16 protein-coding genes are annotated in these 12,352 nt (G+C 48.5%); 7 read left to right on the forward strand and 9 right to left on the reverse strand.

Annotation, left to right across the window (positions count from 1 at the left end):
* Positions 1-164: 164 nt before the first annotated feature.
* From ACZ45B_RS07670 to ACZ45B_RS07690, 5 genes are all read right to left on the reverse strand, one after another.
* Entirely contained in the window at positions 165-1,685 is a 1,521-nt protein-coding gene (locus ACZ45B_RS07670; protein WP_024547123.1) for a hypothetical protein, read from the reverse strand.
* Positions 1,685-3,565, reverse strand: a complete 1,881-nt coding sequence (locus ACZ45B_RS07675) for a phage tail family protein (protein WP_148293462.1) — start codon at positions 3,563-3,565, stop codon at positions 1,685-1,687. The genes ACZ45B_RS07670 and ACZ45B_RS07675 overlap by 1 nt, the downstream gene beginning before the upstream one ends.
* 323 nt (positions 3,566-3,888) lie before the next feature.
* Entirely contained in the window at positions 3,889-4,257 is a 369-nt protein-coding gene (locus ACZ45B_RS07680) for a hypothetical protein (RefSeq protein ID WP_024547125.1), read from the reverse strand.
* Positions 4,258-5,223 (reverse strand): hypothetical protein, encoded by a 966-nt coding sequence (locus ACZ45B_RS07685; protein WP_148293463.1) that lies wholly within the window; start codon positions 5,221-5,223, stop codon positions 4,258-4,260. It abuts the gene before it with no gap.
* On the reverse strand, positions 5,223-5,435 hold the full coding sequence (locus tag ACZ45B_RS07690; RefSeq protein ID WP_024547126.1) for a hypothetical protein: 213 nt from the start codon (positions 5,433-5,435) through the stop codon (positions 5,223-5,225). Before ACZ45B_RS07690 ends, ACZ45B_RS07685 begins: the two co-directional genes overlap by 1 nt.
* A 152-nt stretch (positions 5,436-5,587) precedes the next feature.
* On the opposite strand from ACZ45B_RS07690, the gene ACZ45B_RS07695 reads away from it, so the two are divergent.
* The 7 genes from ACZ45B_RS07695 to ACZ45B_RS07725 all read left to right on the forward strand — a co-directional run bounded on the left by ACZ45B_RS07695 (position 5,588) and on the right by ACZ45B_RS07725 (position 8,688).
* The gene (locus ACZ45B_RS07695; RefSeq protein ID WP_024547127.1) at positions 5,588-6,364 is read left to right on the forward strand and encodes a hypothetical protein; all 777 of its coding nucleotides are present in this window, start codon (positions 5,588-5,590) and stop codon (positions 6,362-6,364) included.
* Positions 6,365-6,429: 65 nt separating this feature from the next.
* Positions 6,430-7,065 carry a hypothetical protein gene (locus ACZ45B_RS07700; protein WP_024547128.1) on the forward strand — a complete coding sequence of 212 codons (636 nt, stop codon included), beginning with the start codon at positions 6,430-6,432 and terminating at the stop codon, positions 7,063-7,065.
* 2 nt (positions 7,066-7,067) lie between these two features.
* Complete coding sequence (locus ACZ45B_RS07705) at positions 7,068-7,274, forward strand: hypothetical protein (RefSeq protein WP_024547129.1); 207 nt, start codon at positions 7,068-7,070, stop codon at positions 7,272-7,274.
* An 8-nt stretch (positions 7,275-7,282) separates the two neighbouring features.
* On the forward strand, positions 7,283-7,729 hold the full coding sequence (locus ACZ45B_RS07710; protein ID WP_024547130.1) for a hypothetical protein: 447 nt from the start codon (positions 7,283-7,285) through the stop codon (positions 7,727-7,729).
* Entirely contained in the window at positions 7,726-8,019 is a 294-nt protein-coding gene (locus ACZ45B_RS07715) for a hypothetical protein (protein WP_024547131.1), read from the forward strand. The genes ACZ45B_RS07710 and ACZ45B_RS07715 overlap by 4 nt, the downstream gene beginning before the upstream one ends.
* On the forward strand, positions 8,012-8,434 hold the full coding sequence (locus tag ACZ45B_RS07720) for a D-Ala-D-Ala carboxypeptidase family metallohydrolase (RefSeq protein ID WP_024547132.1): 423 nt from the start codon (positions 8,012-8,014) through the stop codon (positions 8,432-8,434). The genes ACZ45B_RS07715 and ACZ45B_RS07720 overlap by 8 nt, the downstream gene beginning before the upstream one ends.
* A 2-nt stretch (positions 8,435-8,436) precedes the next feature.
* On the forward strand, positions 8,437-8,688 hold the full coding sequence (locus ACZ45B_RS07725) for a hypothetical protein (RefSeq protein ID WP_024547133.1): 252 nt from the start codon (positions 8,437-8,439) through the stop codon (positions 8,686-8,688).
* A gap of 3 nt (positions 8,689-8,691) precedes the next feature.
* Here the strand turns inward: ACZ45B_RS07725 and ACZ45B_RS07730 are convergent, their stop codons facing one another.
* The 4 genes from ACZ45B_RS07730 to ACZ45B_RS07745 form a co-directional block, all read right to left on the reverse strand.
* The gene (locus ACZ45B_RS07730; protein WP_024547134.1) at positions 8,692-11,331 is read right to left on the reverse strand and encodes a virulence-associated E family protein; all 2,640 of its coding nucleotides are present in this window, start codon (positions 11,329-11,331) and stop codon (positions 8,692-8,694) included.
* Positions 11,332-11,413: 82 nt separating this feature from the next.
* Positions 11,414-11,674, reverse strand: a complete 261-nt coding sequence (locus tag ACZ45B_RS07735; RefSeq protein WP_024547135.1) for a hypothetical protein — start codon at positions 11,672-11,674, stop codon at positions 11,414-11,416.
* The gene (locus tag ACZ45B_RS07740) at positions 11,671-11,961 is read right to left on the reverse strand and encodes an NrdR family transcriptional regulator (protein WP_024547136.1); all 291 of its coding nucleotides are present in this window, start codon (positions 11,959-11,961) and stop codon (positions 11,671-11,673) included. Before ACZ45B_RS07740 ends, ACZ45B_RS07735 begins: the two co-directional genes overlap by 4 nt.
* A complete protein-coding gene (locus ACZ45B_RS07745; protein WP_024547137.1) occupies positions 11,961-12,293 on the reverse strand; it encodes a hypothetical protein in 333 nt (110 codons plus the stop codon). The genes ACZ45B_RS07740 and ACZ45B_RS07745 overlap by 1 nt, the downstream gene beginning before the upstream one ends.
* Positions 12,294-12,352: the final 59 nt, after the last annotated feature.

A 12,352-nucleotide genomic window follows, 5' to 3' on the forward strand; every position in this document is an offset into this window, starting at 1 on the left:
CCTTGCGATCAGGGCGCAACTTACTGAAAATCTGTTGGTAACTGCTTCTGAGTTACGCTTTAATATGGCTCGAGGCAGATTTGAACTGCCGACCTTGGGCTTATGAGGCGTCCACCCTCTTCCATGCAAAGCTTGTAACTTCTACGTTACAAGCTTTCGCTTATTTAGACAGCATTTAAAAGAGTCTGATAATTGGTCACAAATTCGGGCGTCCCTGCTGGCTCATCATCCCTCCACAAATCAAACCGAACTTGTTCCTGTAGGTAGCGTGTCCCAGCCAGATCCACCACTTCGCCCCGCGCTGATTCTTTCTTTAGAGTAATGATCGCTTCTTCGGGATAAATCGTTTTCCCAAACCGCGTCACCCTGGGGGCCACCTCTTCGATAGTGGCAGTAAGCCTGATCGCTTCTTCGTCGATCAGTTCTTCGATAATTTCCCGCATTTTGGTTATGCCATATTCCCGACTGGGGGCAAAAATAACGAAAGTTACGCGGCTTTCTAGGGTAGCCTCAATCTTCCATGGCCCCCACTCAAAGAACCGAAATACCCGCTTAAAATCACGCCATCTTAAATTAGGTTTCAGGGATTTTAGGGTAATAGTATGGCGGCTGCTAATTTGCCCCAAAGGAGTCACAAAGGGGGGCTTTGCTTTGTCGCCCCTAAGAATGACTTTCCCAGTTCGGAGATAGGGCTTAGACACTTCGTTCCCCAGGTCTGGGTCGCCGCCAAATTCTCCGATCCGTTGTCCGGCGAGGCTTCGATATGTATTCATTTGGTGCTGTAGCCCAGATATTGCGAGGTTTGAGGGAATTTGTCCGAACCTAAACAAAGGGACTCCGGTTTCGTCTTCTGTTTCTCTTAGGAACACGCCCCCGGTCTGACTTTCCCCAAGCACTTCTAGGGTCGTTTCGTTGGTCTGGGCCATGAGGTTGTCCCAATGGCCCGCAATCACAAATCCCCCAGCGATAAAAGCTTCTTCGAAATTTTCGAGAAATGATTCTAGGCCCTCCCTAATTAAATCATTTGGGATTCTCTCTACAACTTCCTCGAATGCTTCTCCAATTGTCCAGCGCGTCCCCTCTTCTTCCCCAAAACCTTTTAAACCAGGAATCAATTGCTTAACAATCCTCCGGAGGCGAATGTATAGTTCGACTGCGACTCCTTGCCCAAAAACACGGGCCGAAATATTCAAAGCATCCCGCATTTCATCGAAGACCTCATCCCCACGCTCCTGGGCGAGCTTGACAACTGTAGAAAGAGCAAGACCTTTCCCTCCAATAGTCGGGATATATAATGCCCCCAATGCGCCTAAAGCCCCTACCGCAATCGTTCCAAATAGTTGCCCCGCAGCCCCTCCCCATGCGTCAGCTAAAGCCAAATTTCGGGACCTCAACTGGTTCCTTAACTCTTCATCCGTGGCTACCCAGTTAAAATTTTTAAAGGCATAAAAAGCCCCTACCAACCATTGGAAAGCGATTGATGCAGAAATGCGAATTACCGGGGCGATCACCCACCAGGCAGCCCCAGCGATTTTTCCGACTAACCGTCCAAGCCCAGAGAAGAAGCCGCCCCCCGATTCTTGCTCAAAAAAATCCAGGATATCTTCAATTACCCGCCCCTCTGGGGCTACTTCTTCGCGTACCTGGCGGCTGACCAGTTCGCCTATATCAAGAGTAAAAGCCATTAATCTTCCCCCTCAACATTGCGATCTCTGACTCGGAATTTAAGATCTTCATTTTGATTAAATTCTGAGTCAGGATTATTTACTAAATCCTTAAACTTCTCCCAGTCCGTTCGCGTATCCTTTAGCACTTCTTCTACTTGATCTTGCAACGTGTCAATATCTTCTTTTCCTCTCAATGTCGCTGCCTTAATCAGGGACACCCCATAAAGCAACTGGGGCAGATATTCGATCAAAATCTCTCTATCATCAAATTCCCACCCCTGATATTTCCCTTCGTAATTGGTGAGGAAATCGACCAGAGTATATTTTTCTTTTTTGCTGGTTTTTGGCGTAAAAGAAAAATTAGTTTTCCTCTGCTTTTTCTTCAGCCTAAAGCCCAGAAATTCATTGGCCGCCATGATTAAATCTTGAGCCACCAGCACAGCGACCTTAAGGGACATCAGTTCGGTTCCAGTCCTCACCAAGGCGTTTGTTTGGGCATGTTGCATAGTGGTTAGATAAAAGCCTTGGGTGTACAGTTCGGCCATAGTTTCGCTGATATTGCGCAGCTTTACTTTTTTCTCGACTTCTTGATATTGCCCTGGAGCGTTGGGGTTCGGTTCACTCGATTTAACATCCACTTCGATCGGAAATTCTCCGGCCAATGCGTCCATCTGATTGGTCAGCCAGAGAAGGAAACCGGGGATGCTTTCAAGAGTAGTTTTCCCCTTATATTTATCGTCACTCAGCAAGTATTTAGGAACACTCCCTGGGAAGTCTGCCACCCCAACTACTCGGCTAAGATCTTTACTCTCAAAATAAAGATCGGCCAATACTTCCGAAATGCTAAAAACTTCCTTCTCTTCAACAATTGCATCTCCTGCCGACCCATCCGAATTTTTTTTGTATCCGGTGATCACCTCACCTTTTATTGGGAAGTCCCCGATCAATGCGTCAAGCTGAATCATCGCCCAGTCGATAAATTGAGGGGTGGATTCTATCGTTTTTTCCCCGGCCTCTCCCACCAAAAGGCTCACAGGAAGGGTTAAAGGATAATCAGGAACCCCTGTTACCTTGGCAATGCGTTCTAATAAATCCCTGTCGGTTAATTCCTCCCAGTTTTGGCCAGCCCCTGCGCCTCCAGAATCTCCATCCCCAAAATCTTCCCCATCGTCCCCCTTTGGGAGAGCAGGGCAGGCGACCGCAGCAAGAGCGCTTTTAACGGTGTGGCTGTTGTTACCACAAGATAAGGAATAATCCCAAACTTCCCCAGGGATACTGTTTATATCCGACTCAAGGGCATTAACAGCATTCTCAATCTCAGAAAGCGTCGATCGCAGGGAATCCAAAGCCCCTTGGATGCTCCCGAGCCGCCCTAAAATCCCATCTTGATAGTCAAGAATCCGTTGCACTCGCTCATTTACCGTCCCTAAAGTGCCTTGCATCTCAGACGTGCGGCCATTGATCGAATCAACAACGCCCTGGACGCTGAATAGGCGATCATCCACTACCGCGACCCCATTCCGCACTTCAACCACCCGGCTATTTACTGCGCTTATTGCCCCTTGAATATCATCTAGATCCTGTTGAAGGGCATTCACTGCCGAATCAACATCCCGAATCCGAGAATTGGCGGTGTTAACTCCTGACCGCGTTTCTAGGGCAACATCTAACAGGTTTCCAATCTCACTATCAACATCCCGAATAAGCGATCGAACAGTAGCAAACGCCCCCTCGATAAACGCTTCAATCGAGTCAAATAGTCCCCTGATTGTTTCGACAATAATGCTCCTAGCTGTGCTGATAATTTCTACCAACGTATCTACAGCCCCATCAATAGCCGACTTGATCGAATCAAAAATCCCCTCAATAAGGGCTCTCTGGGCATTGATCGCCGCCACAATCGGATCGCGGATTAGGCTTACCAGGGACTCTACGATGTTAGAAATTGCATCCCAAATATTACTAATCCGTCCATTTGTCCCTTCCAGCAAATCCTCAATCCGCCGCAAGGCCGCCCCATGGTCGCTTAAGGTTGATTCGATTCCCCCAAGGCGACCATTAAGAGCACCAAAACGATCCTCAATGGTGGACATCAAATTATCGATTTTCGAGCCCAGGGCATCAACATCGGATTTTTTTGCTAATCCCCCCAGAGCATCAAGAATGCGATTTTCTAAGGCATCGAGATCAGATTTAGTCGCAAGATTGGGACAGCTCATAGTTAAAGAAGATCCGGATCGGTTAACGGTTCAGCGCCCACAAAATTAAATTGCAGGGTATAAAGTTCACGGGCGGCGATCGCCGTTCCGGGCGTCCCACTGGCAGAACTACGACTAACCCTGAGCGTATTTGATTGTTTTGCCAACTGCTCCTCAGAGAAGAGAATATTTTGAACCTGAGTGAAATCAATTTGTGTCGAATAAAATAGCCTAAGCAACATCCATAAAAATGGTTCTATCCGGTCTTTTGGATTATTCCAAATTGGCAAGCCATTTGCCTTGAGCAATTCATTCATTTCATAAATAGAAAATGTTATTGTTCCGCCCGATAAACTCCCACCAAAATCTTTTAAAGTCAATTTTTCACTCATTTAAGTTCTCCTGATAAAAGAATCAATCGCAGCCCCACTATCTGGGCCATAACAGCATACTCGCCCGCCCTCGCAGTCAAGCTCACAGCAAGTCTCCGGCGGGCATTTGCGCTCATCGCAAGAAAAGGCGATCGGCTCCCCTTTGTAAGGGCAAATGTCAGCCAAAACGCCCCCTTGATCTGTCACTTCTAAGCACTGGATGGGGGATACATCAGGGCAAGTTTCACCGTATTCAATTTCTTTTGTTGTATTGTCTGTGAAGGCGATCGTTAAAACACAAGGGTCGGGTAATAAGGAAACATCTGGGTCTATATTTGTGTTTCTTGAAGAGCTTGCTCCTGTATTTGTAGTTATTGTTTTAGTTGTTACACTTCCAGAAACAGTTGCACTACCTGCATTTCTGAAAGCTCCTCCGTTTAAGGAAATTCTTCCCCATTCACAGTTATGTTTATGAAATCTCTGACAGGTGATCGTCCCTGGCCCAGTTAAAGAGAAAGGATTAGATCCGCCCCCTGAAACTTTGTATCCTGGGTTAATCGTCATAGTCCCTGTACTGTTAACAAATCCAGAACTATCAAGAGCGGCCTGATTAACGACACTTAGGTCTACAACATTGCTTCCAGACTGACAACTAGAAAGCTGTAATTTAAGGTTATAACTGAGCCCTCCAGTGGCTATGGTTTGATTGCTGGTGTTTGTTTGTCGTCCCCAAGTTTCCCCTGGCAAAATATCAACATCACCGCCACCCCAATCGACGCGAACGCCACCACCTGAGCTGCCGCCGGAAAGGGAAGTGCTTAAAATTTCTTTTGAGAAGGTTTGAAGCTGACCATTTATTAAGAGAGCTTTTGTTTTTGTGTCGTGGCAGATAGGAGGATTAAGGCTCAAGATTTCGCGACGGTCTAGGCTGCTGGGATTGACGATCAGATACGCGCGATCGCTGCCCTCACAATCACAAGTAGCCATCAGTTCTCTATCCCCTTAAGCTTCAATAAAATCGCCCTTTCTCTTAACAATTGTTCATGAACCTCATCTATTGTTTTTCCCGTTTCTTTGCTCAAACGCTCTAATAAATCGCCCCTTGGTTTGTAGTGATATGGGCGGCCATATCGTCTTTTTACCTTGAGAAAAGCTTTCCTAGAATTAGTTGCCAATTTTGGGTATAGCTGAATTTCCATGGCCTTTCATTTTTCCTTAAAATCTAACATAAAAGTACCTGTACAAACATTGGCTAAGCCACTATAAGTACAGGTACTTTTTGAGGTTAATTTTGCTGAAGAATTAGGGCTATAAATGTGGGTGTTAGATTTTTCTTTCTATAGGTTCTCTTATGGTTTTAGCTTTTTTTGATCAAGCAGTCGTTGCAGGGGCCGGGAATGGCGTCCCTGCTGGCCTGTTCTTGCCGATCGCCGATCTCCCTGGTGTGGTAGCAGGTGAATTTGGCAGTGCAGAAAGCACCGCCACAAAAACAGGCAAAGCAGCCCTGGCGATCGCCAACGCAATTCATTCCTATCTATCTGCCAATGCCGCGCAAATTGTGGGCATGGTTTCGACCCGTGCCAAGGCGTCTGCCTCCGATAGCCTTGATAACCTTACTTATTCCTTTGCTTGCCAATATCTAGCGGATTTGGAAACCCAATCCATGGGCCAAATTCCTCTCCCCATGGCTGGGGCAAATGCTGGCATTGGCGGTTTTGCGATCGATGATGTTTTTCCGACTGCAACGGAAGTAGCGGCGGAAGGCGCAATCAGTGGCGAGGGCGTTGTGATTCCTTATGCTGATGTTGCCGAATATGGCGGTGATGATCCGGCGGCGATCGCAGGGGTAGATAACCGGGATTTTGTGGCAGCACTGATCCGGGCGTTCCCTTCTTTGTTGACTGTTCGGACTGCTTCCGTAGCTTCGGCGGTAACGGCTGTTTCTCAGGCTAACCCCACCGTTTTCACTCTCCCGGCAGCGGCCACAGCAGAAACTAACCCCACCACTGGGATTGTTGCGGGGGATTTACCGAAAATCGGGCTCTTGCAGTTCACCACGTCTTGGACGGTCCAGGTTGCCTTGAATCAAACCGCTCAAACTTTTGACGTTAACGTGGTCGCGGGCTAACCTCTCGCGGCTGTTTTTGTACTAACCTCTTGCGGTTGTTTTTGTAATTTATTCAAGGTTTTTTTATGGCTCGTGAATTTGGCTCCGGTGTGTGGCGATATGTCACCCTGAATCTAGGGGGCAGCCCTCTTAAGTACGTTTTTAACTCAAAGCTCAAGGACTCCCTAAAGACGGAATTTGGGCAAACGGATATTACTGCGCAGTTCAACGTCCAGGGGGCTGTTTTGACCCCCCGACGCCCAAAGCCCGCCCGCGCTTCTAAGCGTTTGATCGATGGCTTCGAGGGTTCCTATTGCTCCAGCGATAAAGTGCGAACCCTAAAAGCAGATGGCTGGTCAATCACCCGTGCCAAAATTGGCACATTTAATCAGACTGACCTAAGCCGCGTGTTGTACGTAAACATCAACGGGGTGAAGTACGCATGGCGACGCCCCCGGAACCTGGGCGGGGAAGTTGATTTACAGGCGCTTGGAGTGGAGACGGCAACAGATCAGACAGATCTTGTTTTTGGGGCTGATTTCCCAAAACCTGCCCAAGCGGTGCGTGATATCACCGGACAAGGGAGCTATCGATCCTTTGTCGATAACAGCCGAGTCGATGGAGCAACCCTCGACAATGGCGCGGTTTCTGCGGGCTGGAAACTGGTTCGCCCCCAAGAGATCAGCTCTGATGCCCTGTTAAACCGCACAATCGGAGCGTAACTATGAGCTTGATTCTGACTCCTGGGGATCCGGAATGGGAATGGACGATGGACAACTTGCCACCGCCCCCCAACTGGCGCACCCATGACCCCCACGGGGAAACCGGATTGATTCAGGATTTAGAATCGGGCGTCTGGGTGGCGGCAAACCAAGGCGAGTTTATTGCCGCCATGTACGAACAGGGCGATCGCCTTTTTGAAGAGGAGTAGGGGGAACCGTGGCAATCTTTGACCAGTTCGGCCAATGGGCAAGCATAGGGGTGATCATCCCTAGCTTTGATTGGCAATTTTTCCCACTTTTTGCCACGACCCCTAATTCCACTTTTCGGATCAAGTTCATGGGAATTAAATCTGATGGCTGGTATCCGCCCCTCTATGTTCGCAATGTGTTCTTTACAGGGTCAGAATATCTTTTTGATAGCCATTGGGTGAAACTTTGGGCAAAAGATGAGCCAGAAACCTTTCAGCTCCCATACCCTGCTGACATGATCCGCGATCCACTCCCCCAAAGACAGATACAAATCAAGCTTGCCCCCAGGTGGCGATATAGCGATTTAGGGATGCAAGGCTGGATTGTGGAGATTTGGGAAAAGACAGACTCTAACGTAATTTACCCCGTCCCAAAAACGGCGACAGAGGAACCTGAGCCACAGCCCGCAGAATGAACGATATCACCGAAATCCTTGTAAATATTTGCGTTTTGATTGCCATGGTCTGGGGGGCAGGGAAAGCTGCAATGTCTCTGTACGGGAATTTTCACCGATTGAGCCATTTATCAGAAGAGATCCAGACCGACCAAGGGGAAACAGAGCGGCAATTAAAGGCTATCTGGAAAAAATTAGACCGTATAGATCAGCTGACAGACGCACGACTAGACCGGATAGAACGGCAGCTCAACTATGTGGCGGGTTCGATGCACATTCATTTAAACAACTTGGAAGGCAACCATGATTAACTGGAAAGACCGGAACGCCAAAGTAAGCAGATATTTCACCGTGGGGGAAGTGATCCAGAATGACGATCGCCGCATTCCCACCAGTCCCCAAGTGCAATTAAACATCATTCGCCTCGCGTGGGAACTGGATAAGGTGCGAGCGGAATGGGGGGCCCCCATTGGTGTGACTTCCTGGCACAGGCCCACCGCCATCAATAAGGCAATCGGCGGCGTCGCCAACAGTCCCCACATTGAAGGGCTGGCGGCAGATATTTACCCGATCGGACGGGATTTGATGCAGTTCCAAACATGGCTTGATGCCCGGTGGTATGGGCGGCTTGGCTATGGGGCGAAAAAAGGCTTTGTTCATGTGGACTTGCGCGGCGGCAAGGGTTTTAACAGCGCCGGGGCAAAGGGCACGCGCTGGAATTATTGACCATGCCTGAGTCTGACAAAGCCAAGCTATTCACTGAGGCGATGCGCCGCGACGGACTCCAGGCGGCGGATATCGCCTATTATTTTTTGGTTTTTCTCCCCCTGGTAACCGGGATTATTGGGTTTGCTTTCTGGGGCAGGGCGATCTTATTTTCCCCAGATATTCCAGAGGATCGCCTAAATCCTTTGTTGTATGCGTCTTGTGTTTTAATGGGCGTCCCCGTTGCCGGGGAATTTTGGCTACGAAAGAGATAAACCCTATTCAATGAGCCCTAACTCAGATTGCTTGATCCAGTGGTCGGCCCCGTCCTCATCTTCGCAGAGATAGGAGCGGCTGGCGTAGTAAACCCCCGGGCCAGGGAGGGCTTTAATCACCACGGCGCGATGCTGAGTAGGCCACCAAAGTAGATCCCCTACTTTGTAAAAAAAGCCATTGCGTCCAGAATCGTTTACAGGATCCGCTAAAAATTGCGGCATTACGTCACAAACAGGCTGTGATGCTTGTGGGGCTGGGGTTTCGGCTGTGACGTAATTGCGATCTAATTGCGTCACACCTGGCGATTGTGGATCCACTTGCGGCACATTTTCGGGAGGCTGTGACGTAACTGAAAAATTACGGTGCAAATTACGGCACACCTCAACGCCTTGTAAATCAATGCTTGTGCCATAAGTGACGTAATTACCGTTATTTATAGGGGTTGTATTATCCCAGGGGGCATTGTTTTTCTCTGGGTTGACCTTGACGCGGATTTGCCGCCCTTCTTTTCGGATCCGGCGCTCTTCGGTGTAACCAAGCTGGTTCAAGATTTTATTAAGCCGCCTTAGCTCCCGCTGGCCCTGTTCCTTGGGTTCGAGCTTGAAAACTTCCTCTAGGATTTCTTTGGTGTTGGCGTAGCTGTGCCAAGATAACCATGCCTCCACGTCTTCGAGCCATGGGTCTTGTTCGGTGAAGTCCATGGCGATCGCCTTGAGAATTGCTTTTTCAGTTTCGTCTGGATACCACCGTGCCCCCGCAAAGTAAGCATCCATAGCGGCGGCCCAAATCCCGTCCCGCTCCTGGGTGAGCAACGCATTATCAATATCCCCGGTGATAGGCACTGTCCAGAATCGCCGGTTTTCGTCATCCATCAAAAATCTGGATGGGTTAACGGTTCCACAAAATACGGATCGGCGGTTGTGCTTCTGGGTTTTTCGTTCGTAGGGGGCGCGAAATTCATCCTGTCTGACGGTCAGATAATGTTTGAGGCTGGCTGCATCTTTTTTGCTGGTGATGCCATCTATTTCAGCAAGCTCGATGATCCAGTTCCCATGAAGCGCCATCAGAGAATTTGTTGACTGGATCTCGCTGATTGAGTCGTTAAAGTAAATCTGGCTTAGGGTCTTGAACCATGTTGATTTTCCCCGGCCTTGGCCCCCCTGTAATACCAGGGTGTAATCGGCTTGGCATCCTAAATAGGTGCTGTCGGCTTCCTTCCCTTCTGTCTCCAGTTGCCGCGCTACTGCTGAAATAAGCCACATCTCGATGCAGCGGTTATACATCCAGGCTTTTCGCTTGTCGGCTTCATCGGCATATTTTTCGGGGTCTTGGCCAAAATATCGTGCGGCCAAATTGTGAATCGGTACGCGCTGGGCTTCTCGGTGGCAACGGCGCAAGTCTTCGACTACCGGATCGAAGCTGTTTTTTTTAGCGAAGTAAACCATCGCCTTATATATATCGTTCTCGCTGGCGGTTTCTCCATACTCATCAAAGAACCAGGCTCGCAGCTCATCGGCTACCCGGAACAGCTTCCCATCGAGCAACATCTCTTTTCGCATTGTGTCAAAGCTCAGGCGGTGGGCCATCTCACTTTGGATAAACTCGAAAAGTTCAGCGTAATTTAAGTTCTTTGTCCCACCGTAGATCCGGCGGGTTTCTGGCTTTGGTGTCGTTAGCGGGGTCGTGGTTTCAGCTTCAATGGGGCGATCTGGTTCTGGGGGGGGTTTTGGCAATGGGGGAGGATCTTGTCTGTGCATTGCAGCAGCGATCGCCATCTCTAAAGCCTCATCGAAAAAAAAATCCTCGTCGCCTTGGGTCTCGCCCTGGCTTTTGATTTCCTTAATCCAGTCGGCTACATCGCCTTTTTCTGGGCAATCCCGCCACAGATCGAGCATATCTAGCACCAAACAGGGGAAGCTATGGGCCGCGCAAGCTTCGATCACTTTCTCTGCTTTTTTTGCCCCCGGCGCGTCGTTATCGGGGATAAAAATCAGCCCGCCGCAGTCGTTGGCCTTTAGCTGAATAATGGTGCGTGATAAGTCTTGATCCGTCCATGAGCCGCCTTGCCAAGTAATCGAGGGAACTCCAATCCATCGCATGGCCTCTACGCATTTTTCCCCCTCAACGGCGAAGATCCAGCGGCCACCATTGCAGGCGGCGATCGCCTCATCGATCCGGTAAGCATCCCAAGGGCGATCGCCTTTCCCCATGTTGTCCCCGTCGAAAGGGCGGATCTCTTTTTTATATGGATCGCCAATTTTTTCGCCCCTGGCGTCCCGGTCAAAATAATCAATCCGGCGCACCGTATGCCCATCGCCATAATCGTAAGTCCAGAGATAGGCTTTCCCGGTATCACCTCTCTTTAGATAGGTGCGATCGCCTGGTAATTCTCTCCAGGTGGGAGCATCTTTTATAAAAACAGGTTTTGCTTTTTGTTTTGGCGGTAGCTTTTTCTTGGGGGCTGGGGCATCAGTCGGGGCGATCGCCTCACGAATCAAAGCTGAATCACACTCATTCGACCAGCACTTATAAGCGCCTGTTTTTTTGCTGATCGTAAAGTTCTTAGAATTGCAAACAGGGCAATTGTAGCGACCCCGTCCTAGGTGGTTTAATCTATCAAGATGATCTAAAATATCGAACATAATCCTTGTCTAAAACATTGAACTTAATCCGAAAAGAAAATAAGGCGATCACCTCTAGGGAAACAGGCGATCGCTTCTTTTTTTAATCTGGTGTGACTCTGGCTAAATCTGCCATTGCATTTAATATCTCCGTCTTGGTGCTGCTAGGAAGCTGCCTCGCTTTCTGAAATAAAGATGCTGAAATCGCGAGAGCAAATTCCTTTGAATCTGATGTGGTTTCTCTCTCTCCATCAGAAATCATTAAGGAGCCTTCCATTTCTTTGATGTATCCCAGAAGGTTTTCTAGTTCCTGCATCAGAAAGAAAAATCCAATCATAAATCCGATTTCATCCCGTCTTTTCATAGGTCAATCCCCGAATTGTTTTCTGTGCAGTCTTGGCAATCTTTAGGCAGAGATGGAGTTGTTATGATTGAAGTGATTCTTTCTCGAAAAAGATTCACCTCATATAACAAGTTCTCTAAGGTCTTTTCTAAAAAATCCCTTTGTTCGATTTCGGTCTTAAGGATTTCGTAAGTGTAGAATTTGAACCCACAAGCAGAACATTGCCGCCGCCGTTTTTCGTTATTCTTGAGAGTTCTACGACTTGAATTAACAGATGTTTCCCCCCCACACTTCGGACAAAGAAACATCACTTCCCCTCGCGTTTCAGATAGGAATTTAGGGATAGACAAACCGAAACGGCTTCGGGAATGCTTTTAAATTCCGCCACCAAAAAACGCGCCCCATCACTAGCAAGGAAATAGATGGCGTAGCCACTGGGGACAAACTCACCAAACATTTCTCTAGGTGGGGCATCGGGAAAGGTAACCCGATCGCCTTCGGATGCGATCGCCTTTTTGTGAAATCTTTGGGAGATGTGGATGGCCAGATCAATTTTTTGATCGATGTTGCCCCCAGATTCCCGACTCAACAAAGTAAGCAGGATTTGTAACGCTTCGGAGCGTAGAGAGAATTTATTCATTTTTTGAGCGTTTGTATTACGCCACAGGTAGAGACTCAGTAGCAGTTGGTTTTGGCTTG

This window comes from Picosynechococcus sp. NKBG15041c, from assembly GCF_055380235.1.

Bases quoted from the DNA above. Each gene is read 5' to 3' on its own strand.
- ACZ45B_RS07670 (WP_024547123.1), bottom strand. From the start codon at position 1,685: ATGGCTTTTACTCTTGATATAGGCGAACTGGTCAGCCGCCAGGTACGC.
- ACZ45B_RS07680 (WP_024547125.1), bottom strand. From the start codon at position 4,257: ATGAGTGAAAAATTGACTTTAAAAGATTTTGGTGGGAGTTTATCGGGC.
- ACZ45B_RS07685 (WP_148293463.1), bottom strand. From the start codon at position 5,223: ATGGCTACTTGTGATTGTGAGGGCAGCGATCGCGCGTATCTGATCGTC.
- ACZ45B_RS07690 (WP_024547126.1), bottom strand. From the start codon at position 5,435: ATGGAAATTCAGCTATACCCAAAATTGGCAACTAATTCTAGGAAAGCT.
- ACZ45B_RS07695 (WP_024547127.1), top strand. From the start codon at position 5,588: ATGGTTTTAGCTTTTTTTGATCAAGCAGTCGTTGCAGGGGCCGGGAAT.
- ACZ45B_RS07700 (WP_024547128.1), top strand. From the start codon at position 6,430: ATGGCTCGTGAATTTGGCTCCGGTGTGTGGCGATATGTCACCCTGAAT.
- ACZ45B_RS07705 (WP_024547129.1), top strand. From the start codon at position 7,068: ATGAGCTTGATTCTGACTCCTGGGGATCCGGAATGGGAATGGACGATG.
- ACZ45B_RS07715 (WP_024547131.1), top strand. From the start codon at position 7,726: ATGAACGATATCACCGAAATCCTTGTAAATATTTGCGTTTTGATTGCC.
- ACZ45B_RS07720 (WP_024547132.1), top strand. From the start codon at position 8,012: ATGATTAACTGGAAAGACCGGAACGCCAAAGTAAGCAGATATTTCACC.
- ACZ45B_RS07725 (WP_024547133.1), top strand. From the start codon at position 8,437: ATGCCTGAGTCTGACAAAGCCAAGCTATTCACTGAGGCGATGCGCCGC.
- ACZ45B_RS07730 (WP_024547134.1), bottom strand. From the start codon at position 11,331: ATGTTCGATATTTTAGATCATCTTGATAGATTAAACCACCTAGGACGG.
- ACZ45B_RS07735 (WP_024547135.1), bottom strand. From the start codon at position 11,674: ATGAAAAGACGGGATGAAATCGGATTTATGATTGGATTTTTCTTTCTG.
- ACZ45B_RS07740 (WP_024547136.1), bottom strand. From the start codon at position 11,961: ATGTTTCTTTGTCCGAAGTGTGGGGGGGAAACATCTGTTAATTCAAGT.
- ACZ45B_RS07745 (WP_024547137.1), bottom strand. From the start codon at position 12,293: ATGAATAAATTCTCTCTACGCTCCGAAGCGTTACAAATCCTGCTTACT.